Here is a 13,235-nt window from a genome sequence, read left to right as displayed (position 1 = left end):
CCTTATTTTATCTATTATTTATACGATTTAAATACTAATACTGCGTTATGACCACCGAATCCTAATGAATTACTTAACACTGCGTTTACTTCTTGATGTCTCGCATTATTCGGTACATAATCTAAATCACACTCTGGATCTGGTGTTTCATAGTTAATTGTTGGAGGAATTACTCCGTCTGTAATTGATTTAATAGAGAAGATCGCTTCAACAGCACCAGCTGCTCCTAATAAGTGACCTGTCATTGATTTCGTTGAACTGATCGCTACTTTATACGCGTGCTCACCGAACGTTTCCTTAATTGCCATCGTTTCATACTTTTCATTCGCATCCGTACTTGTACCATGCGCATTAATGTAATCAATATCTTCTGGCTGTAGGCCTGCATCAGCTAAAGCTTGACGCATTGCACGCACGCCGCCTTCACCGCCAGGAGCCGGCATTGTAATATGGAATGCATCACCAGTTGCACCGTAACCAGCAATTTCCGCGTAAATGTGAGCACCACGAGCTAATGCGTGCTCTAATTCTTCAAGAATTAAAATACCTGAACCTTCACCCATTACGAAACCACTACGGTTTTTATCGAATGGACGACAAGCTGTTGCTGGATCTTCATTAAATGTTAATGCTTTCGCTGAGCTAAATCCTGCGAATGCCATACTTGTTAACGGCGCCTCTGCCCCGCCCGTAATCATTGCATCAGCATCACCGCGCTGAATCGCTTTAAATGCATCACCAATTGAGTTTGCACCAGATGCACAAGCCGTTACAGAACAAGTGTTAATTCCTTTTGCTCCTGTTGCGATCGATACTTGACCTGCTGCCATATCTGGAATCATCATCGGTACGAAGAATGGGCTCACGCGGCGCGGGCCTTTCTCAGTAAAAATCTTAAATTGTTCTTCGTATGTTTCCATACCACCAATACCAGAACCAATCCACACACCAATTCGCGGTCCGTTTTCTTCTGTAATTTCAAGCTTTGCATCTGCAACTGCCATTTTCGCTGCTGCTACTGCATATTGTGTAAAGCGATCCATACGGCGCGCTTCTTTTTTATCAATATATTTCTCGACTTCAAAGTCGTTAATTTCTGCTGCTACTTTTGCTGGAAATAGTTCCGGATCAATTCTTGTAAGTCGTCCGATTCCAGATACACCCTTTTTAATGTTTTCCCACGCTGTTTCAACATCTGTACCGACCGGTGTAACAGCTCCTAGTCCTGTAATTACGACCCTCTTTTTTTCCATACAAAATACACTCCTTTTTTTCTCTCAGTCCTTATTTACCCCAACGAAGAGCGACTGCTCCCCATGTTAATCCGCCGCCAAAACCAACAAGTATAATTAAATCACCATCTTGAATACGTCCGTTTTGCAATTCCTCTACCATTGCAATCGGAATTGAAGAAGCCGATGTATTACCAAACTTTTCAATTGTCATACTCATTTTTTCTTGTGGCAAATTTAATCTCTCTCTTGCAGATTCCATAATACGAATATTCGCTTGATGCGGTACTAAGAAATCCACATCCTCTTTTGTAAGACCAGCCTTATCCAGCACGCGAAGACAAGATTCACCAAGTTGACGAACGGCAAATTTAAAGACTTCTCTGCCATTCATCATAACATACTCATCTTGATATAGATGCTTACCGCCGCTTCCGTCTGCTCCTAATTCGAAAGATAGAACGCCTCTTCCTTCTGAAACTGCTCCCATTACGATAGCACCGGCTCCGTCTCCAAATAATACCGCTGTATTTCGATCATTCCAGTCTACAATTTTAGATAGCTTATCACTACCAACTACTAATACGTTTTTATAAGTCCCCGTTTGAATAAATTGCTGCGCTGTAATCATTCCGTACATAAAACCAGCGCATGCTGCACCTACATCCATTGCAGCTGCATGTTTCGCTCCAATCGCTTCTTGAATGACACAAGCTACTGCTGGAAACGCACGATCTGGTGTTACTGTCGCCACTAAAATAAGATCGATATCTTCTCCGCTAACCCCTGCATCTTCAAGTGCTTTTTTTGCAGCCTCTACGGCCATATATGAAGTATCTATTGTATCATCGGCAATGCGTCTTTCTGCAATTCCCGTTCTCGTACGAATCCATTCATCGGATGTATCCATTATTTTTTCTAAATCGTGATTTGTGACTACTTTTTCTGGCACATATCTTCCGATCCCTAAAATGCCCACGTTCACATCGCAGCCCTCCGTTTTATATCAATTATTATGACTTGGTACTAATTTTAAAACATAAATGTATTTTTGTCTAGAATATATTTCGCATAAAACAGAAAGCTAACGCATTATCCACTTTATTTTTCATTAAAAGAAACAGAAACATACCTCTCAAATATAAAAAGACTCAAACCGCTTCTGTTCACGGTTCGAGCCTCTCTTCCATCTAAAAAGATGCTTTTTATTCTTTATCTGCTTTCCCGAGCTCATAAGCCTCGTTCATAACTTTCATTAACAACTCTAACACCGGCTGTGCCTTCTCCATATCAAGTGCAATTCCATTATCATCTAAAATTGCCTTTGCTTCCGGTAAATGCTTCATTGCGATTTGTAAAAACTGCATGCTTTTTTCGTTCATATTATACTCTTCCTCTCCATTAAAACTTTCACATACAATAGTGTAACACGCGTACTACCCTTCGTATAACTCTTTATATTTTTTCATGTGTGCCAGTTGCTTATTTAAACCGTATTCTAACGGAGTATTTCTTTTTATCGAAATTACTTCGATAGCCTCATCTCTTACTTCGCTATTATTTTTATTTACTTTATCATCCGCGCGTAAAAGATTCATACCTTTTTCCCATAATGACTGTTTACCACTAAGTAAATTGTATATACCAAGATGCGCCCCGTTCGTTCCATGTTCCCATAAGTATTCACATACATCTTCAACGTAAAGTAAATCATTCCCCTTTTCCTCAATCGTACAACGGCACTCTTTTTCAACTAATTCTGATAAAATAAGCTGATGAAACATCATAAAGGACGGTTGCCACGGTCCATATAATGTTGGAACTCGAAATACACTATATTGTAAATTCCCTTTTTTCAATCCTTCTTCTACTTTCAAAAATAGGCGCTTATTTTCGGATTCATCTGTACTTCCTACTTCAATAGAAGAAATTAAATTTAACTTCACTTTTTGTTCTTCACACATTCTTATAATTCGCTTTAAATATTGTAATATGACTCTTTCATTCCGAAATCCACTTTGCTGATTTGGCTCATATAAGCAAAAGTAAACAGTATCGAATCTCTCTTCCTCAACCGATCTCCATCCATCTTCATCTCTTATCGAATAATACGTAAATAACGCATTTCGCCCAATTAATAATAACTTCTCTTCATTAATTTTGGTCATACTATCGAATTCATCAAAATCAAGACCATAGACTTCCACTTCTTCTGCAATCATTTTATTTACAAGGTGATAACCTACAAACGTAAGTGCACCTATTATCAGCACGCGTTCCATACCACCAACCCTTTCCCTCTGAAACAAATAGCTCCTCATTTATGTATATGGGAGCTTCATAATTCTTCTTCATATTTTTTAAAGAAATCGGTCGTTTGCCTAACCATTTTATATTTCACATCTTGCAGATGGAACAAGACAGAAGTATCACATTGATTTAGTTGCCTCATTTTCTCATATCTACGCAACTGCTGTTTTCTTCCTCTTTTTTCTTGTGTTGATACGAAAATTTTGACAGGTACACAAGATGGAAGAAGCGTAAATGATTTCTTATTTATTTTTAATTCTAATTCTTCTTCTTTGGAATCATACGCCAAACTTAATTCCTTCACCAGTCTCTTGTAAAAAAACTTATGCTCTTTCTCAAACTCCACATATTCTGGTAAATCTAAACACGGATTTAACATAATGACAGAGCGTATACACTCAGGATATTTGTTCATCATTTCAAGTGCTACAAGTGCTCCCATACCATCTGCCATAATGTGCATTTTCGCATTCAATGTCTCTTTTCTCAACACAACGTCATATAAACGTTTTGCTAGACGAACAGATTGGTCGTTTCCCCAATGTCTTCCGTATAAATTAGAAGAAAAGACAGTGTAGCCTTGCTCAATAAGGCCATGTAAAAAATAAGATCTACCCGCATGCTGTGTCCATAAACTTGTACCATTCTCAATAAAGTAGTTGTAATCACCAAGAAGCATTACAGAAAATCCATTTGGCTTCTCCGGTAAATAAATGACACATGGTTCTTTTTCTAAGTAAAAAAAACGTTCCGTAATACTCATTTTTCCCCCGCCTTATTTTCTAAACATATAAAACCACTCTTTTATAATGTATGAACGGAATGCAAATTTGCGTTGAAAAATCTACAAATATTTTTCTATATTCTTTTTTCAATTGTGTTACAATAAGGACAGATTGAACGAATAGAGGTGTAAAATATGCGTTTCATTTGGGCATTAATTTGGTCGTTCTTACTTGTACATATGATGAGCTATGTAATCGGCTCTATGACTGGCGGTACATACGACTTTAACCAAGCGTCTATTTTCTCAGTTGTTCTTGCTGTGTTAGTACTCGCAATTTCAGCTGCAATTCCAAACGAGCCAGTAGAACAACACTAAAAAAAGAGTCCGGATTTTATCCGAACTCTTTTTTTATTTTTATTTCACATGAACGACTAATTCGTTATTTTCTACATCAACAACTACGTGACTATTGTCAGTAATTGTTCCTGCAATTAATTCTCGTGCTAATTTCGTTTCCACTTGACGTTGTACGTATCGTTTTAATGGACGAGCTCCGTACATTGGGTCGAAACCAGCTTCCACAACAAATTCTTTTGCTGCATCTGTTAATTCTACTGTAATGTGACGGTCAGCTAGACGACCTTGTAGTTCTTTTACAATTTTATCAACAATGCTTTTAATTTCATTCGTTGTAAGAGGTTTGAATAAAATAATTTCATCAACACGGTTTAAAAATTCAGGGCGGAAATGTCCTCTTAATTGTCCCATTACAAGGTCTCTTGATTCCTCTTTAATCGAACCATCTTCTTCTAATCCATCTAGTAAATGAGCAGATCCGATATTTGAAGTCATAATAATAACTGTATTTTTAAAGTCCACTGTACGACCTTGCGAATCTGTAATGCGCCCATCATCTAACATTTGTAATAAAATGTTGAATACTTCTGGATGTGCTTTTTCAATTTCATCTAATAAAACAACGGAATATGGTTTACGTCTTACCGCTTCAGTTAATTGACCACCTTCCTCATATCCTACATATCCAGGAGGTGCACCAATTAAGCGTGACACTGCGTGTTTCTCCATATACTCAGACATGTCAATGCGAATCATTTGCTCTTCACTATCGAATAAAGACTGGGCTAGCGTTTTTGCAAGTTCTGTTTTACCAACACCTGTTGGTCCTAAGAAGATGAAAGAACCAATCGGGCGGTTCGGATCTTTAATACCAGCGCGAGCACGAAGAACTGCGTCTGACACTAAGCTTACTGCTTCCTCTTGTCCGATGACACGCTCTGATAAGATTTGCTCTAAGCGTAATAATTTCTCGCGTTCACCTTCCACGAGTTTCGCAACAGGAATACCAGTCCAGCGTGAAACAATATCTGCAATTTCTTCTTCACTTACTTCCTCACGTAATAAACGATTTTCTTGTTTATTATGCGCGCCCATTTCTTCCGCTTCTTTTAACTCTTTTTCAATTGCTGGAATTTTTCCGTGACGAAGTTCGGCTGCTTTATTTAAATCGTAATTACCTTCTGCTTCTTCTAATTCACGACGCAGACGTTCTAAATGTTCACGTAAGTCACGAACTTTGTGAATTTCTTCTTTTTCTTTCTCCCATTTCGCTCTCATACCACTTGCAACTTCTTTTAAATCCGATAATTCACGTTGCAATGTTTTTAGACGCTCTTGGCTACCACGATCCGTTTCTTTTCCAAGAGCCGCTTCTTCAATTTCCAGCTGCATAATGCGGCGCGTTACTTCATCTAATTCTGTTGGCATAGAATCGATTTCTGTACGAATTGTTGCACACGCTTCATCAACAAGGTCAATTGCTTTATCAGGTAAGAATCGATCTGAAATATATCGATCTGATAAAACTGACGCTGCTACAATCGCACGGTCATGAATATTTACACCGTGATAAATTTCAAAGCGTTCTTTTAATCCACGTAAAATTGAAATTGTATCTTCAACAGTTGGTTCTTCTGCTAATACTTGTTGGAAACGTCTTTCTAGCGCTGGATCTTTCTCAATATATTTGCGATATTCATCGAGCGTCGTCGCCCCGATACAATGCAGTTCACCACGCGCAAGCATCGGTTTTAACATATTTCCTGCATCCATGGCTCCTTCTGTTTTACCAGCTCCAACTATTGTATGAAGTTCATCAATGAATAATAAAATGCGTCCTTCACTCTTTTTAATTTCATTTAATACAGCTTGCAGACGCTCTTCGAACTCACCACGGAATTTCGCACCTGCTACGAGTGCACTCATATCTAACGCAAAAATCGTTCTATCTTTCAATCCTTCAGGTACATCCTTTTTCACAATACGCTGTGCTAATCCTTCAACGATTGCTGTTTTACCAACACCTGGCTCCCCAATTAAAACCGGATTGTTTTTCGTTTTACGTGAAAGAATACGGATTACACGTCGTATTTCACTATCACGGCCGATTACAGGATCGATTTTCCCTGCTCTCACTTCCGCCACTAAATCACGGCCATATTTTTCTAACGCTTCATAAGTTGCTTCTGGATTTTGACTCGTCACTCTTTGATTCCCCCGAACTGTCATTAAAGACTGTAATAAGTTATCTTTCGTAATATGCAATCTTGTAAATAATTGATTTATATCGCCTTTTTCTTCAGAAAAAGCAAGCAATACATGTTCTACTGAAATGTAATCATCCTGCAGTTTTTCTGCTTCTTTCCCTGCTCTTACAAGCAGTTGTTGCAGAGCGCTCGTTACATACAATTTTCCAACTTCTGCACCGCTCCCCGTTACAGAAGGTTTCTTTTTAATTAAACTTTCTGCACCTTGCTTTAATGCTTCTATATCAACATTCATTTTTTGAAATATACGTACTGCTAATCCATCTTGCTCTTCTAATAATGCAAGTAATAGATGAACAGTATCCACCTCTTGGTGATGATGAGATACCGCTAAAGATTGGGCACTCATAATCGCCTCTTGTGTTTTTGTTGTCATTTGATTTAAGTCCATCTTTACAGCCCTCCAAAAGTTTGACTTTCTTTGACCTTTGATTTGATTATACGCCAACTGACTTTTTTATACAATAATTTTGCCTATGTATTTTCAAACTTATTATTTGAAAAAGAAAAAGAGAGCATTCATTATACTGCTAAAAAATACGGTAAATGAAATTACAATGTATAACGACAAAAAAGCCGCAATAATGATTGCGGCTTCTGTTACGGTTTTCTTTTATATGTCCACTGGCGGTTATGATTCGTGTTATCCGGAAACTTTTCACCGGCAGTTAATTTCACCATTTGCGGATCTTTCACCATACTTCCCGTTTCACCAATTTCTACGTAAATGCCATCATTCGGCGCTTTTTGTCCAGAACGAAACCTGCGATTTTGTCCCATCTTCATTCTCCTTCCATGACGTCTTGCCTCATTAGTATATCCATTTTAAAAGAAAGCTTTTCTGTCATGTTTAGGAAACAGTACTACATCTCATTCTTGTACATATATATGAATGACACAAGCGTAAGCAGGGATTTCTTTCCTACTTGTAGAAAAAAAAGAAACCAACCTACTCTAGGCTAGTTTCAAAGGAGAGTCAAACATATACGAGAAGATTACATGTTCATTATATGCCTCATCACACGAGCAATGTAACCCTTTTCACAATTTGTACATAATGAAAGAAACATTGTTTGAACTTTCTAAAAAGATGTTGACTTTTCTTAATTTCCAACGATAAATAGTAGACACCACAGCACTTTGAGACGTAAGATGGATATATAGTGAAATTTCCATCTATGGTGATTCCACCGAGTCTAACCTCTTATTTCTGCATATTAAAAACGGAAATACAGATAGATACAAAAAAATTATTATAAGAGGTGAAATTATGAACAAACAACATTTAATCGCATTAGACTTAGACGGCACTTTATTAACAGACAACAAAATAATTTCCACTCGAACGAAACATACAATTGCAAAAGCAAAGGAACAGGGACATATTGTTGTTATTTCAACAGGACGTCCATTCCGTGCTAGTTACGATTACTATAAAGAACTTGATCTTAACACACCTATCGTAAACTTTAACGGCGCTTACGTACATCATCCTCTTGATTCAAACTGGGGAACACATCACTCTCCTCTTGAGCTAGCAACAGCGCAAGAAATTGTCCGAGCTTGCTTTGATTTTGGCGTAAAAAATATATACGCGGAAGTAATGGACGATGTGTATGTTCGTGAAATTGATGAAGATAAAAAACATATTTTCGAATTCGGCTCTCCTAAGATTTTTACCGGAGACTTATTAAATATTTTAAACGATCATCCAACTTGCTTATTAATTGACGCACATGACGAGCATTCTACTGCAATTCGTCAACATTTAACGGATATGCATGCGGAAGTAATCGACCATAGAAAATGGGGCGCACCTTGGCCGATTATTGAAATTGTGAAAAGCGGATTAAATAAAGCAGTTGGATTACAAAAAATTTCTAGTCATTACAACATTCCACAAGAGCGAATTATCGCTTTCGGTGATGAAGATAATGATTTTGAAATGATTGAATTTGCTGGTCACGGCATCGCAATGGGAAATGCCATCCCTGAATTAAAATCACTCGCAAACCATACGACGTTAACGAACGAAGAAGATGGTATTGCTTTATATTTAGAAGAGGTTCTTGGGTTGTAATCTAAAAATTCCCTACTTATAGTTTCCTGCCAAATGTCCATACTATAAGTAGACGCATGAGACATTGCGTCGATTGTTTTCAGCTAAATAAAGGGGGTTTTTCGAATGGGTAAAAAGAACAAATCAAAACGTTTTATCCAACAAGGAGCCGATGCTGTTATGAAGCATGATGCAAGATTCCCGTACAGAGGTACATTAGCTGAGGCAGAAAAAGCAAGAAGTAACTCTTCTTTTGGAGGGGTTTAAATGGGGAACTTACTATTCCAACAAGCTAGAGATGCTGTTGAAAATGCCGTATCTTGTTCAAGCGGTACTGAGCAACAAGATCTCGTGTATAGAGCAAAAAATGCTTTGCAATCCGCTTACGCAAACTCTTCAACTGCTGAAAAAGTTCAGCTCCGTGAAATGCAAGAGCAATTGCAAAACATCACGAATTTACATTAAAAAAGAGGACCAACTTTGGTCCTCTTTAATCTTTCCGAAACAATCCGAACACCCCAACTGTTTGCAGTATATTTGTAAATGCACCTGGGTCCACTTGTTTAATAATCCTCTCTAATTCGTATAACTCGTAACGGGTAATAACCATCATTAACATTTCTTTATTTTCATTCGTATAAGCACCTGTTGCTGGTATCGTTGTAATCCCTCTTACTAATCGCGAGTGAATCGCCTTTCTTACGTCTGCCCCATTCTTCGTAACAATTAATGCTGTAATCTTTACATGACGAGTATGAATTGCATCAATAATTCTCGTTGATACATATAAAGTCACTAGCGTATACAACGCTTTTTCCCATCCATATACATAGCCAGCAGCGATAATGATAATTGCATTAAAAAAGAAAAAGTATGTACCGACAGGCTTATCTTTTATTTTTGATAAAATCATGGCGATAATATCTAATCCACCTGTAGAAGCACCCCACTTTAAAGCAATCCCTACTCCAATTGCCGAAATAATCCCGCCAAAAATCGCATTTAATATGATATCATTCGAAACCGCTCTAACAGGGATGATCTCTAGAAACAAAGTCATAAATATAACACAAAGAAAACTGAAAAAGGTGAAGGCCTTTCCAACCTTTTTCCACGCTAAAATAACGACAGGAATATTAAATAAGCTAAACAATACTCCCGTAGATATGTGAATCGATAAAAAATCACCTAATATTTGTGATAATAATTGAGACAATCCAGCAAAGCCGCTCGCATACACTTTTGCTGGCGTTAAAAATAAATTCATCCCAATCGCGTTTAATAAACCTGCGATGATTACAACGATTAACTTCTTTATAAGTTCAGTATAATTCAACTTCAAATCCATTTCGAATCCACCTTTACCCTTCATAAATGCACCGCTATACATAGTCTTTACGAAAAAGGAAATGATAAACGTACAACGTTTAGAAATGGAGTTGATACATATGCCACATACGAGTGATAACGACAAAAAAGCACGCGATAATAACGCAAAACGCACACAAAAAAATGAGCAAGAGCAAAAAAATAATTCAGCAAGGTAAACGTGCATACTCTAAAAAGACCGATCACCTTTGATTCCATCGTACATCAACAATTATGTTGATGTACTTTTTTACATTTTAAAGGAAAAAAACATTAAAAATTCACTTCATGTTCACTTCTATATTCTACAATAGCGATAACATATTCGGATGAGGTGTTGGCATGAGAGGGAAACATATTTTCATTATTACTGCACTAATAAGTATATTGATGCTATCTGCTTGCGAACAAAAAAATGGCTCAGCTACAGTCGCTACAGCAACAGACTCGACCATTACAAAGGATAACTTCGAAAAACAATTGAAAGATCGTTACGGAAAAGACATGCTATACGAAATGATGGCACAAGACGTCATCACAAAAAAATATAAAGTACCTGATGAAGAGGTAAATAAAGAAGTAGAAAAAGTAAAAAAACAATATGGAGATCAATTCAAAAAAGTATTAGAAAATAATGGTTTAAAAGATGAAGAGGATTTTAAAAATCAAATTAAGTTCAAACTTGCTATGAATGAAGCGATTAAGAAAAGCATTACAGAGAAAGACGTAAAAGACCACTATAAGCCAGAAATTAAAGCGAGTCACATTTTAGTAAGTGACGAAAATGAAGCGAAAGAAATAAAGAGTAAACTAGATGCTGGTGCTTCATTTGAAGAATTAGCAAAACAAGAATCACAAGATCTACTATCAAAAGATAAAGGCGGAGACCTTGGATACTTCAATTCAGGTACAATGGCTCCTGAATTCGAAACGGCTGCCTACAAACTAAATGTTGGACAAATTAGCAATCCCGTAAAATCATCAAACGGTTATCACGTTATTAAATTAACTGATAAAAAAGATTTAAAACCTTACGATGAAGTAAAAAACTCTATTCGCAAAAACTTAGAGGAAGAACGTACTGCTGATCCTGTATTCAGCAAAAAATTGTTACAAGAGGAATTAAAAAAGGCAAATATTAAAATAAATGATAGTGATTTGAAAGATACATTTACTCTTGTTTCTCCGCAAGGAAATTAAAAAAAGCACACCCTTATCTTTTTAGATAAGGGTGTGCTTTTTAATCTTTCATCTTATTTCTTAAAGTAAGTCCAACCTTCTTCTTGGTAAACCTTTTCTTCTTTCATCAACTTACCAAGTGCGCGCTTAAATGCAGCTTTACTCATGTTAAAGCGTTCTTTAATATCTTCTGGATGGCTCTTATCCCAAAACGGCATTGCTCCGCCTCGTTCTTCCATATATGCATAAATTACTGCAGCATCATCTTCCATTCCTTCTTCTTTACGAGGAAGAAGTGAAATGTTAATTGTACCGTCATCTTTTACGTCAATAATACGGCCCGTTACACGCTGACCGATGCGGACTTGTTCTTTTCTTTCTGTATGGTGTAGGAAAGCACGGAAATGCTCATCCGTTAGTATGAATGAACCAACTTGAAGTGAACGATATACACGTCCGTTTACGTTTTTATTACGCATAGATGGCGTTGCATCTACGATAATTTCTTGCATATCACTGTCTCTTGCCGGAAGAGCAATTAAACGATCACGATTCGTTAATTTTAACGTACAATATAATTCGTCGCCTACTTCTGGCCATACCGGCATATAAATCGGGAACTCATCAGCTGGAATTAGTATATCTTTTGACACACCAATATCAACAAACACACCTAAACTAGGAATAACTTCTACAACCTTTACCCAGTTCCAATCATAAGTTGTAATAATTGGTTCCTTCATTGTTGCTGAAATACGATTTTGGTGATCAAGGTATAAGAATACATCAATCGTATCGCCTTCTTCAATTTCTCCAGCCACTTCGTTTTTATGTAGGAAAATTTCTTCATTTTCATTCCCAACCATATATCCGATTTCCGTTTCGCGTAAAACAGTTACCTGTTCAATCGATCCTATTTGCAAATACATATTTTTTAATTCCCTTCTATATATATAAAATTATCTTTTTTATCATTCCAAACAAAAGTTAATTATAACATGATTTTTCCTATATTTGTCCAACTGCCCAAAATTCACTATAATAAAATGAGGTTACATGAATATAAGTACGAAAACACTTAAGTCTAGACTCGTTTTCAGCTATACTTTAGTATGTACAGTACATAAAAAGATTAGAAATTTATTTGGAGGTGCTAACTATGGCAAAAGATAGTTCTTTTGACATCGTTTCGAAAGTAGAATTACCTGAAGTAACAAACGCAATTAATATCGCATTAAAAGAAATCCAAAACCGATATGACTTTAAAGGAAGTAAAAGTGATATTAAATTAGAAAAAGAAGTACTTGTTTTAACTTCTGATGACGAGTTTAAATTAGAGCAAGTAAAAGACGTTCTTATCTCTAAACTTGTAAAACGTAACGTTCCAATTAAGAACTTAGATTACGGAAAAGTTGAAGCTGCAACTGGCAACACTGTTCGCCAACGCGCAACACTTCAACAAGGTATCGATAAAGATAACGCGAAAAAAATTAACAACATCATTAAAGAAATGAAATTAAAAGTAAAAACACAAGTACAAGATGATCAAGTACGTGTTACAGCAAAAAGCCGTGATGACTTACAAGCAGTAATCGCAGCTGTTCGTAGCGCTGATTTACCAATCGACGTACAGTTCATTAACTACCGCTAAAAAGAAAACTCCTCTTAATTAGAGGAGTTTTCTTTTTTGTCTTGTAGAGACAATATTACGAGAACAAACTATAGAAAAAGGTATA

Annotated in this window: 15 protein-coding genes and 1 pseudogene; 7 read left to right on the top strand and 9 right to left on the bottom strand. The window is 36.8% G+C overall.

What is annotated here, in order from left to right; genetic code table 11:
• Window positions 1-14 precede the first annotated feature (14 nt).
• The 5 genes from fabF to HMPREF1014_RS17845 form a co-directional block, all read right to left on the bottom strand.
• Window positions 15-1,253, bottom strand: a complete 1,239-nt coding sequence (gene fabF, locus HMPREF1014_RS17865; protein WP_000412652.1) for a beta-ketoacyl-ACP synthase II — start codon at window positions 1,251-1,253, stop codon at window positions 15-17.
• 31 nt (window positions 1,254-1,284) lie between these two features.
• Entirely contained in the window at window positions 1,285-2,217 is a 933-nt protein-coding gene (gene fabH / locus HMPREF1014_RS17860; RefSeq protein ID WP_001100533.1) for a beta-ketoacyl-ACP synthase III, read from the bottom strand.
• 220 nt (window positions 2,218-2,437) lie between these two features.
• A complete protein-coding gene (locus HMPREF1014_RS17855; RefSeq protein ID WP_001986215.1) occupies window positions 2,438-2,614 on the bottom strand; it encodes a ComZ family protein in 177 nt (58 codons plus the stop codon).
• Between the two features lie 54 nt (window positions 2,615-2,668).
• Window positions 2,669-3,541 carry an NAD-dependent epimerase/dehydratase family protein gene (locus HMPREF1014_RS17850; protein ID WP_001986101.1) on the bottom strand — a complete coding sequence of 291 codons (873 nt, stop codon included), beginning with the start codon at window positions 3,539-3,541 and terminating at the stop codon, window positions 2,669-2,671.
• A gap of 29 nt (window positions 3,542-3,570) precedes the next feature.
• Complete coding sequence (locus HMPREF1014_RS17845) at window positions 3,571-4,305, bottom strand: lipase family protein (RefSeq protein ID WP_000028714.1); 735 nt, start codon at window positions 4,303-4,305, stop codon at window positions 3,571-3,573.
• A gap of 156 nt (window positions 4,306-4,461) precedes the next feature.
• Between HMPREF1014_RS17845 and HMPREF1014_RS17840 the strand changes: the two genes are divergently transcribed.
• The gene (locus HMPREF1014_RS17840) at window positions 4,462-4,644 is read left to right on the top strand and encodes a YjzD family protein (protein ID WP_001211116.1); all 183 of its coding nucleotides are present in this window, start codon (window positions 4,462-4,464) and stop codon (window positions 4,642-4,644) included.
• Window positions 4,645-4,683: 39 nt separating this feature from the next.
• Here the strand turns inward: HMPREF1014_RS17840 and clpB are convergent, their stop codons facing one another.
• Together clpB and HMPREF1014_RS17830 are read right to left on the bottom strand one after the other, a co-directional pair.
• A complete protein-coding gene (gene clpB / locus HMPREF1014_RS17835) occupies window positions 4,684-7,284 on the bottom strand; it encodes an ATP-dependent chaperone ClpB (protein WP_000365404.1) in 2,601 nt (866 codons plus the stop codon).
• Between the two features lie 209 nt (window positions 7,285-7,493).
• Entirely contained in the window at window positions 7,494-7,673 is a 180-nt protein-coding gene (locus HMPREF1014_RS17830) for a YjzC family protein (protein ID WP_000531421.1), read from the bottom strand.
• A gap of 490 nt (window positions 7,674-8,163) precedes the next feature.
• Between HMPREF1014_RS17830 and HMPREF1014_RS17820 the strand changes: the two genes are divergently transcribed.
• The 3 genes from HMPREF1014_RS17820 to HMPREF1014_RS17810 all read left to right on the top strand — a co-directional run bounded on the left by HMPREF1014_RS17820 (window position 8,164) and on the right by HMPREF1014_RS17810 (window position 9,417).
• Window positions 8,164-8,973: a Cof-type HAD-IIB family hydrolase gene (locus HMPREF1014_RS17820; protein ID WP_001041232.1), complete on the top strand. Its 810-nt coding sequence runs from the start codon at window positions 8,164-8,166 to the stop codon at window positions 8,971-8,973.
• A gap of 105 nt (window positions 8,974-9,078) precedes the next feature.
• Window positions 9,079-9,219 (top strand): hypothetical protein, encoded by a 141-nt coding sequence (locus tag HMPREF1014_RS17815; protein WP_000516816.1) that lies wholly within the window; start codon window positions 9,079-9,081, stop codon window positions 9,217-9,219.
• Window positions 9,220-9,417: a DUF3813 domain-containing protein gene (locus HMPREF1014_RS17810; protein ID WP_000527407.1), complete on the top strand. Its 198-nt coding sequence runs from the start codon at window positions 9,220-9,222 to the stop codon at window positions 9,415-9,417.
• A gap of 25 nt (window positions 9,418-9,442) precedes the next feature.
• Here the strand turns inward: HMPREF1014_RS17810 and HMPREF1014_RS17805 are convergent, their stop codons facing one another.
• Window positions 9,443-10,300, bottom strand: coding sequence for a YitT family protein (locus tag HMPREF1014_RS17805; protein WP_000364431.1), 858 nt, complete (start codon window positions 10,298-10,300; stop codon window positions 9,443-9,445).
• 100 nt (window positions 10,301-10,400) lie between these two features.
• Between HMPREF1014_RS17805 and HMPREF1014_RS17800 the strand changes: the two are divergent.
• Both HMPREF1014_RS17800 and prsA read left to right on the top strand, forming a co-directional pair.
• Window positions 10,401-10,533: pseudogene (locus tag HMPREF1014_RS17800) on the top strand (DUF3941 domain-containing protein).
• A 129-nt stretch (window positions 10,534-10,662) separates the two neighbouring features.
• Window positions 10,663-11,520 carry a peptidylprolyl isomerase PrsA gene (gene prsA, locus HMPREF1014_RS17795; RefSeq protein ID WP_001214202.1) on the top strand — a complete coding sequence of 286 codons (858 nt, stop codon included), beginning with the start codon at window positions 10,663-10,665 and terminating at the stop codon, window positions 11,518-11,520.
• Between the two features lie 53 nt (window positions 11,521-11,573).
• On the opposite strand, the gene HMPREF1014_RS17790 is transcribed toward prsA, so the two are convergent.
• Window positions 11,574-12,428 carry a CvfB family protein gene (locus tag HMPREF1014_RS17790; RefSeq protein WP_000281271.1) on the bottom strand — a complete coding sequence of 285 codons (855 nt, stop codon included), beginning with the start codon at window positions 12,426-12,428 and terminating at the stop codon, window positions 11,574-11,576.
• 230 nt (window positions 12,429-12,658) lie between these two features.
• On the opposite strand from HMPREF1014_RS17790, the gene HMPREF1014_RS17785 reads away from it, so the two are divergent.
• Window positions 12,659-13,150 (top strand): YajQ family cyclic di-GMP-binding protein, encoded by a 492-nt coding sequence (locus tag HMPREF1014_RS17785; protein ID WP_001040149.1) that lies wholly within the window; start codon window positions 12,659-12,661, stop codon window positions 13,148-13,150.
• The last annotated feature ends 85 nt before the right edge of the window (window positions 13,151-13,235 follow it).

It is taken from the genome of Bacillus sp. 7_6_55CFAA_CT2, from assembly GCF_000238655.1.
GTDB classification, from domain to species: Bacteria; Bacillota; Bacilli; order Bacillales; family Bacillaceae_G; genus Bacillus_A; species Bacillus_A cereus.
The sequence above is the reverse complement of the archived record's forward strand: the minus strand, read 5'-3'. Positions and strand labels throughout refer to the sequence as shown.

Coding starts and splice junctions, on each gene's coding strand:
- fabF (WP_000412652.1), bottom strand. CDS start 1,253: ATGGAAAAAAAGAGGGTCGTAATTACAGGACTAGGAGCTGTTACACCG.
- HMPREF1014_RS17855 (WP_001986215.1), bottom strand. CDS start 2,614: ATGAACGAAAAAAGCATGCAGTTTTTACAAATCGCAATGAAGCATTTA.
- HMPREF1014_RS17845 (WP_000028714.1), bottom strand. CDS start 4,305: ATGAGTATTACGGAACGTTTTTTTTACTTAGAAAAAGAACCATGTGTC.
- HMPREF1014_RS17840 (WP_001211116.1), top strand. CDS start 4,462: ATGCGTTTCATTTGGGCATTAATTTGGTCGTTCTTACTTGTACATATG.
- clpB (WP_000365404.1), bottom strand. CDS start 7,284: ATGGACTTAAATCAAATGACAACAAAAACACAAGAGGCGATTATGAGT.
- HMPREF1014_RS17830 (WP_000531421.1), bottom strand. CDS start 7,673: ATGGGACAAAATCGCAGGTTTCGTTCTGGACAAAAAGCGCCGAATGAT.
- HMPREF1014_RS17820 (WP_001041232.1), top strand. CDS start 8,164: ATGAACAAACAACATTTAATCGCATTAGACTTAGACGGCACTTTATTA.
- HMPREF1014_RS17815 (WP_000516816.1), top strand. CDS start 9,079: ATGGGTAAAAAGAACAAATCAAAACGTTTTATCCAACAAGGAGCCGAT.
- HMPREF1014_RS17810 (WP_000527407.1), top strand. CDS start 9,220: ATGGGGAACTTACTATTCCAACAAGCTAGAGATGCTGTTGAAAATGCC.
- HMPREF1014_RS17805 (WP_000364431.1), bottom strand. CDS start 10,300: ATGGATTTGAAGTTGAATTATACTGAACTTATAAAGAAGTTAATCGTT.
- prsA (WP_001214202.1), top strand. CDS start 10,663: ATGAGAGGGAAACATATTTTCATTATTACTGCACTAATAAGTATATTG.
- HMPREF1014_RS17790 (WP_000281271.1), bottom strand. CDS start 12,428: ATGTATTTGCAAATAGGATCGATTGAACAGGTAACTGTTTTACGCGAA.
- HMPREF1014_RS17785 (WP_001040149.1), top strand. CDS start 12,659: ATGGCAAAAGATAGTTCTTTTGACATCGTTTCGAAAGTAGAATTACCT.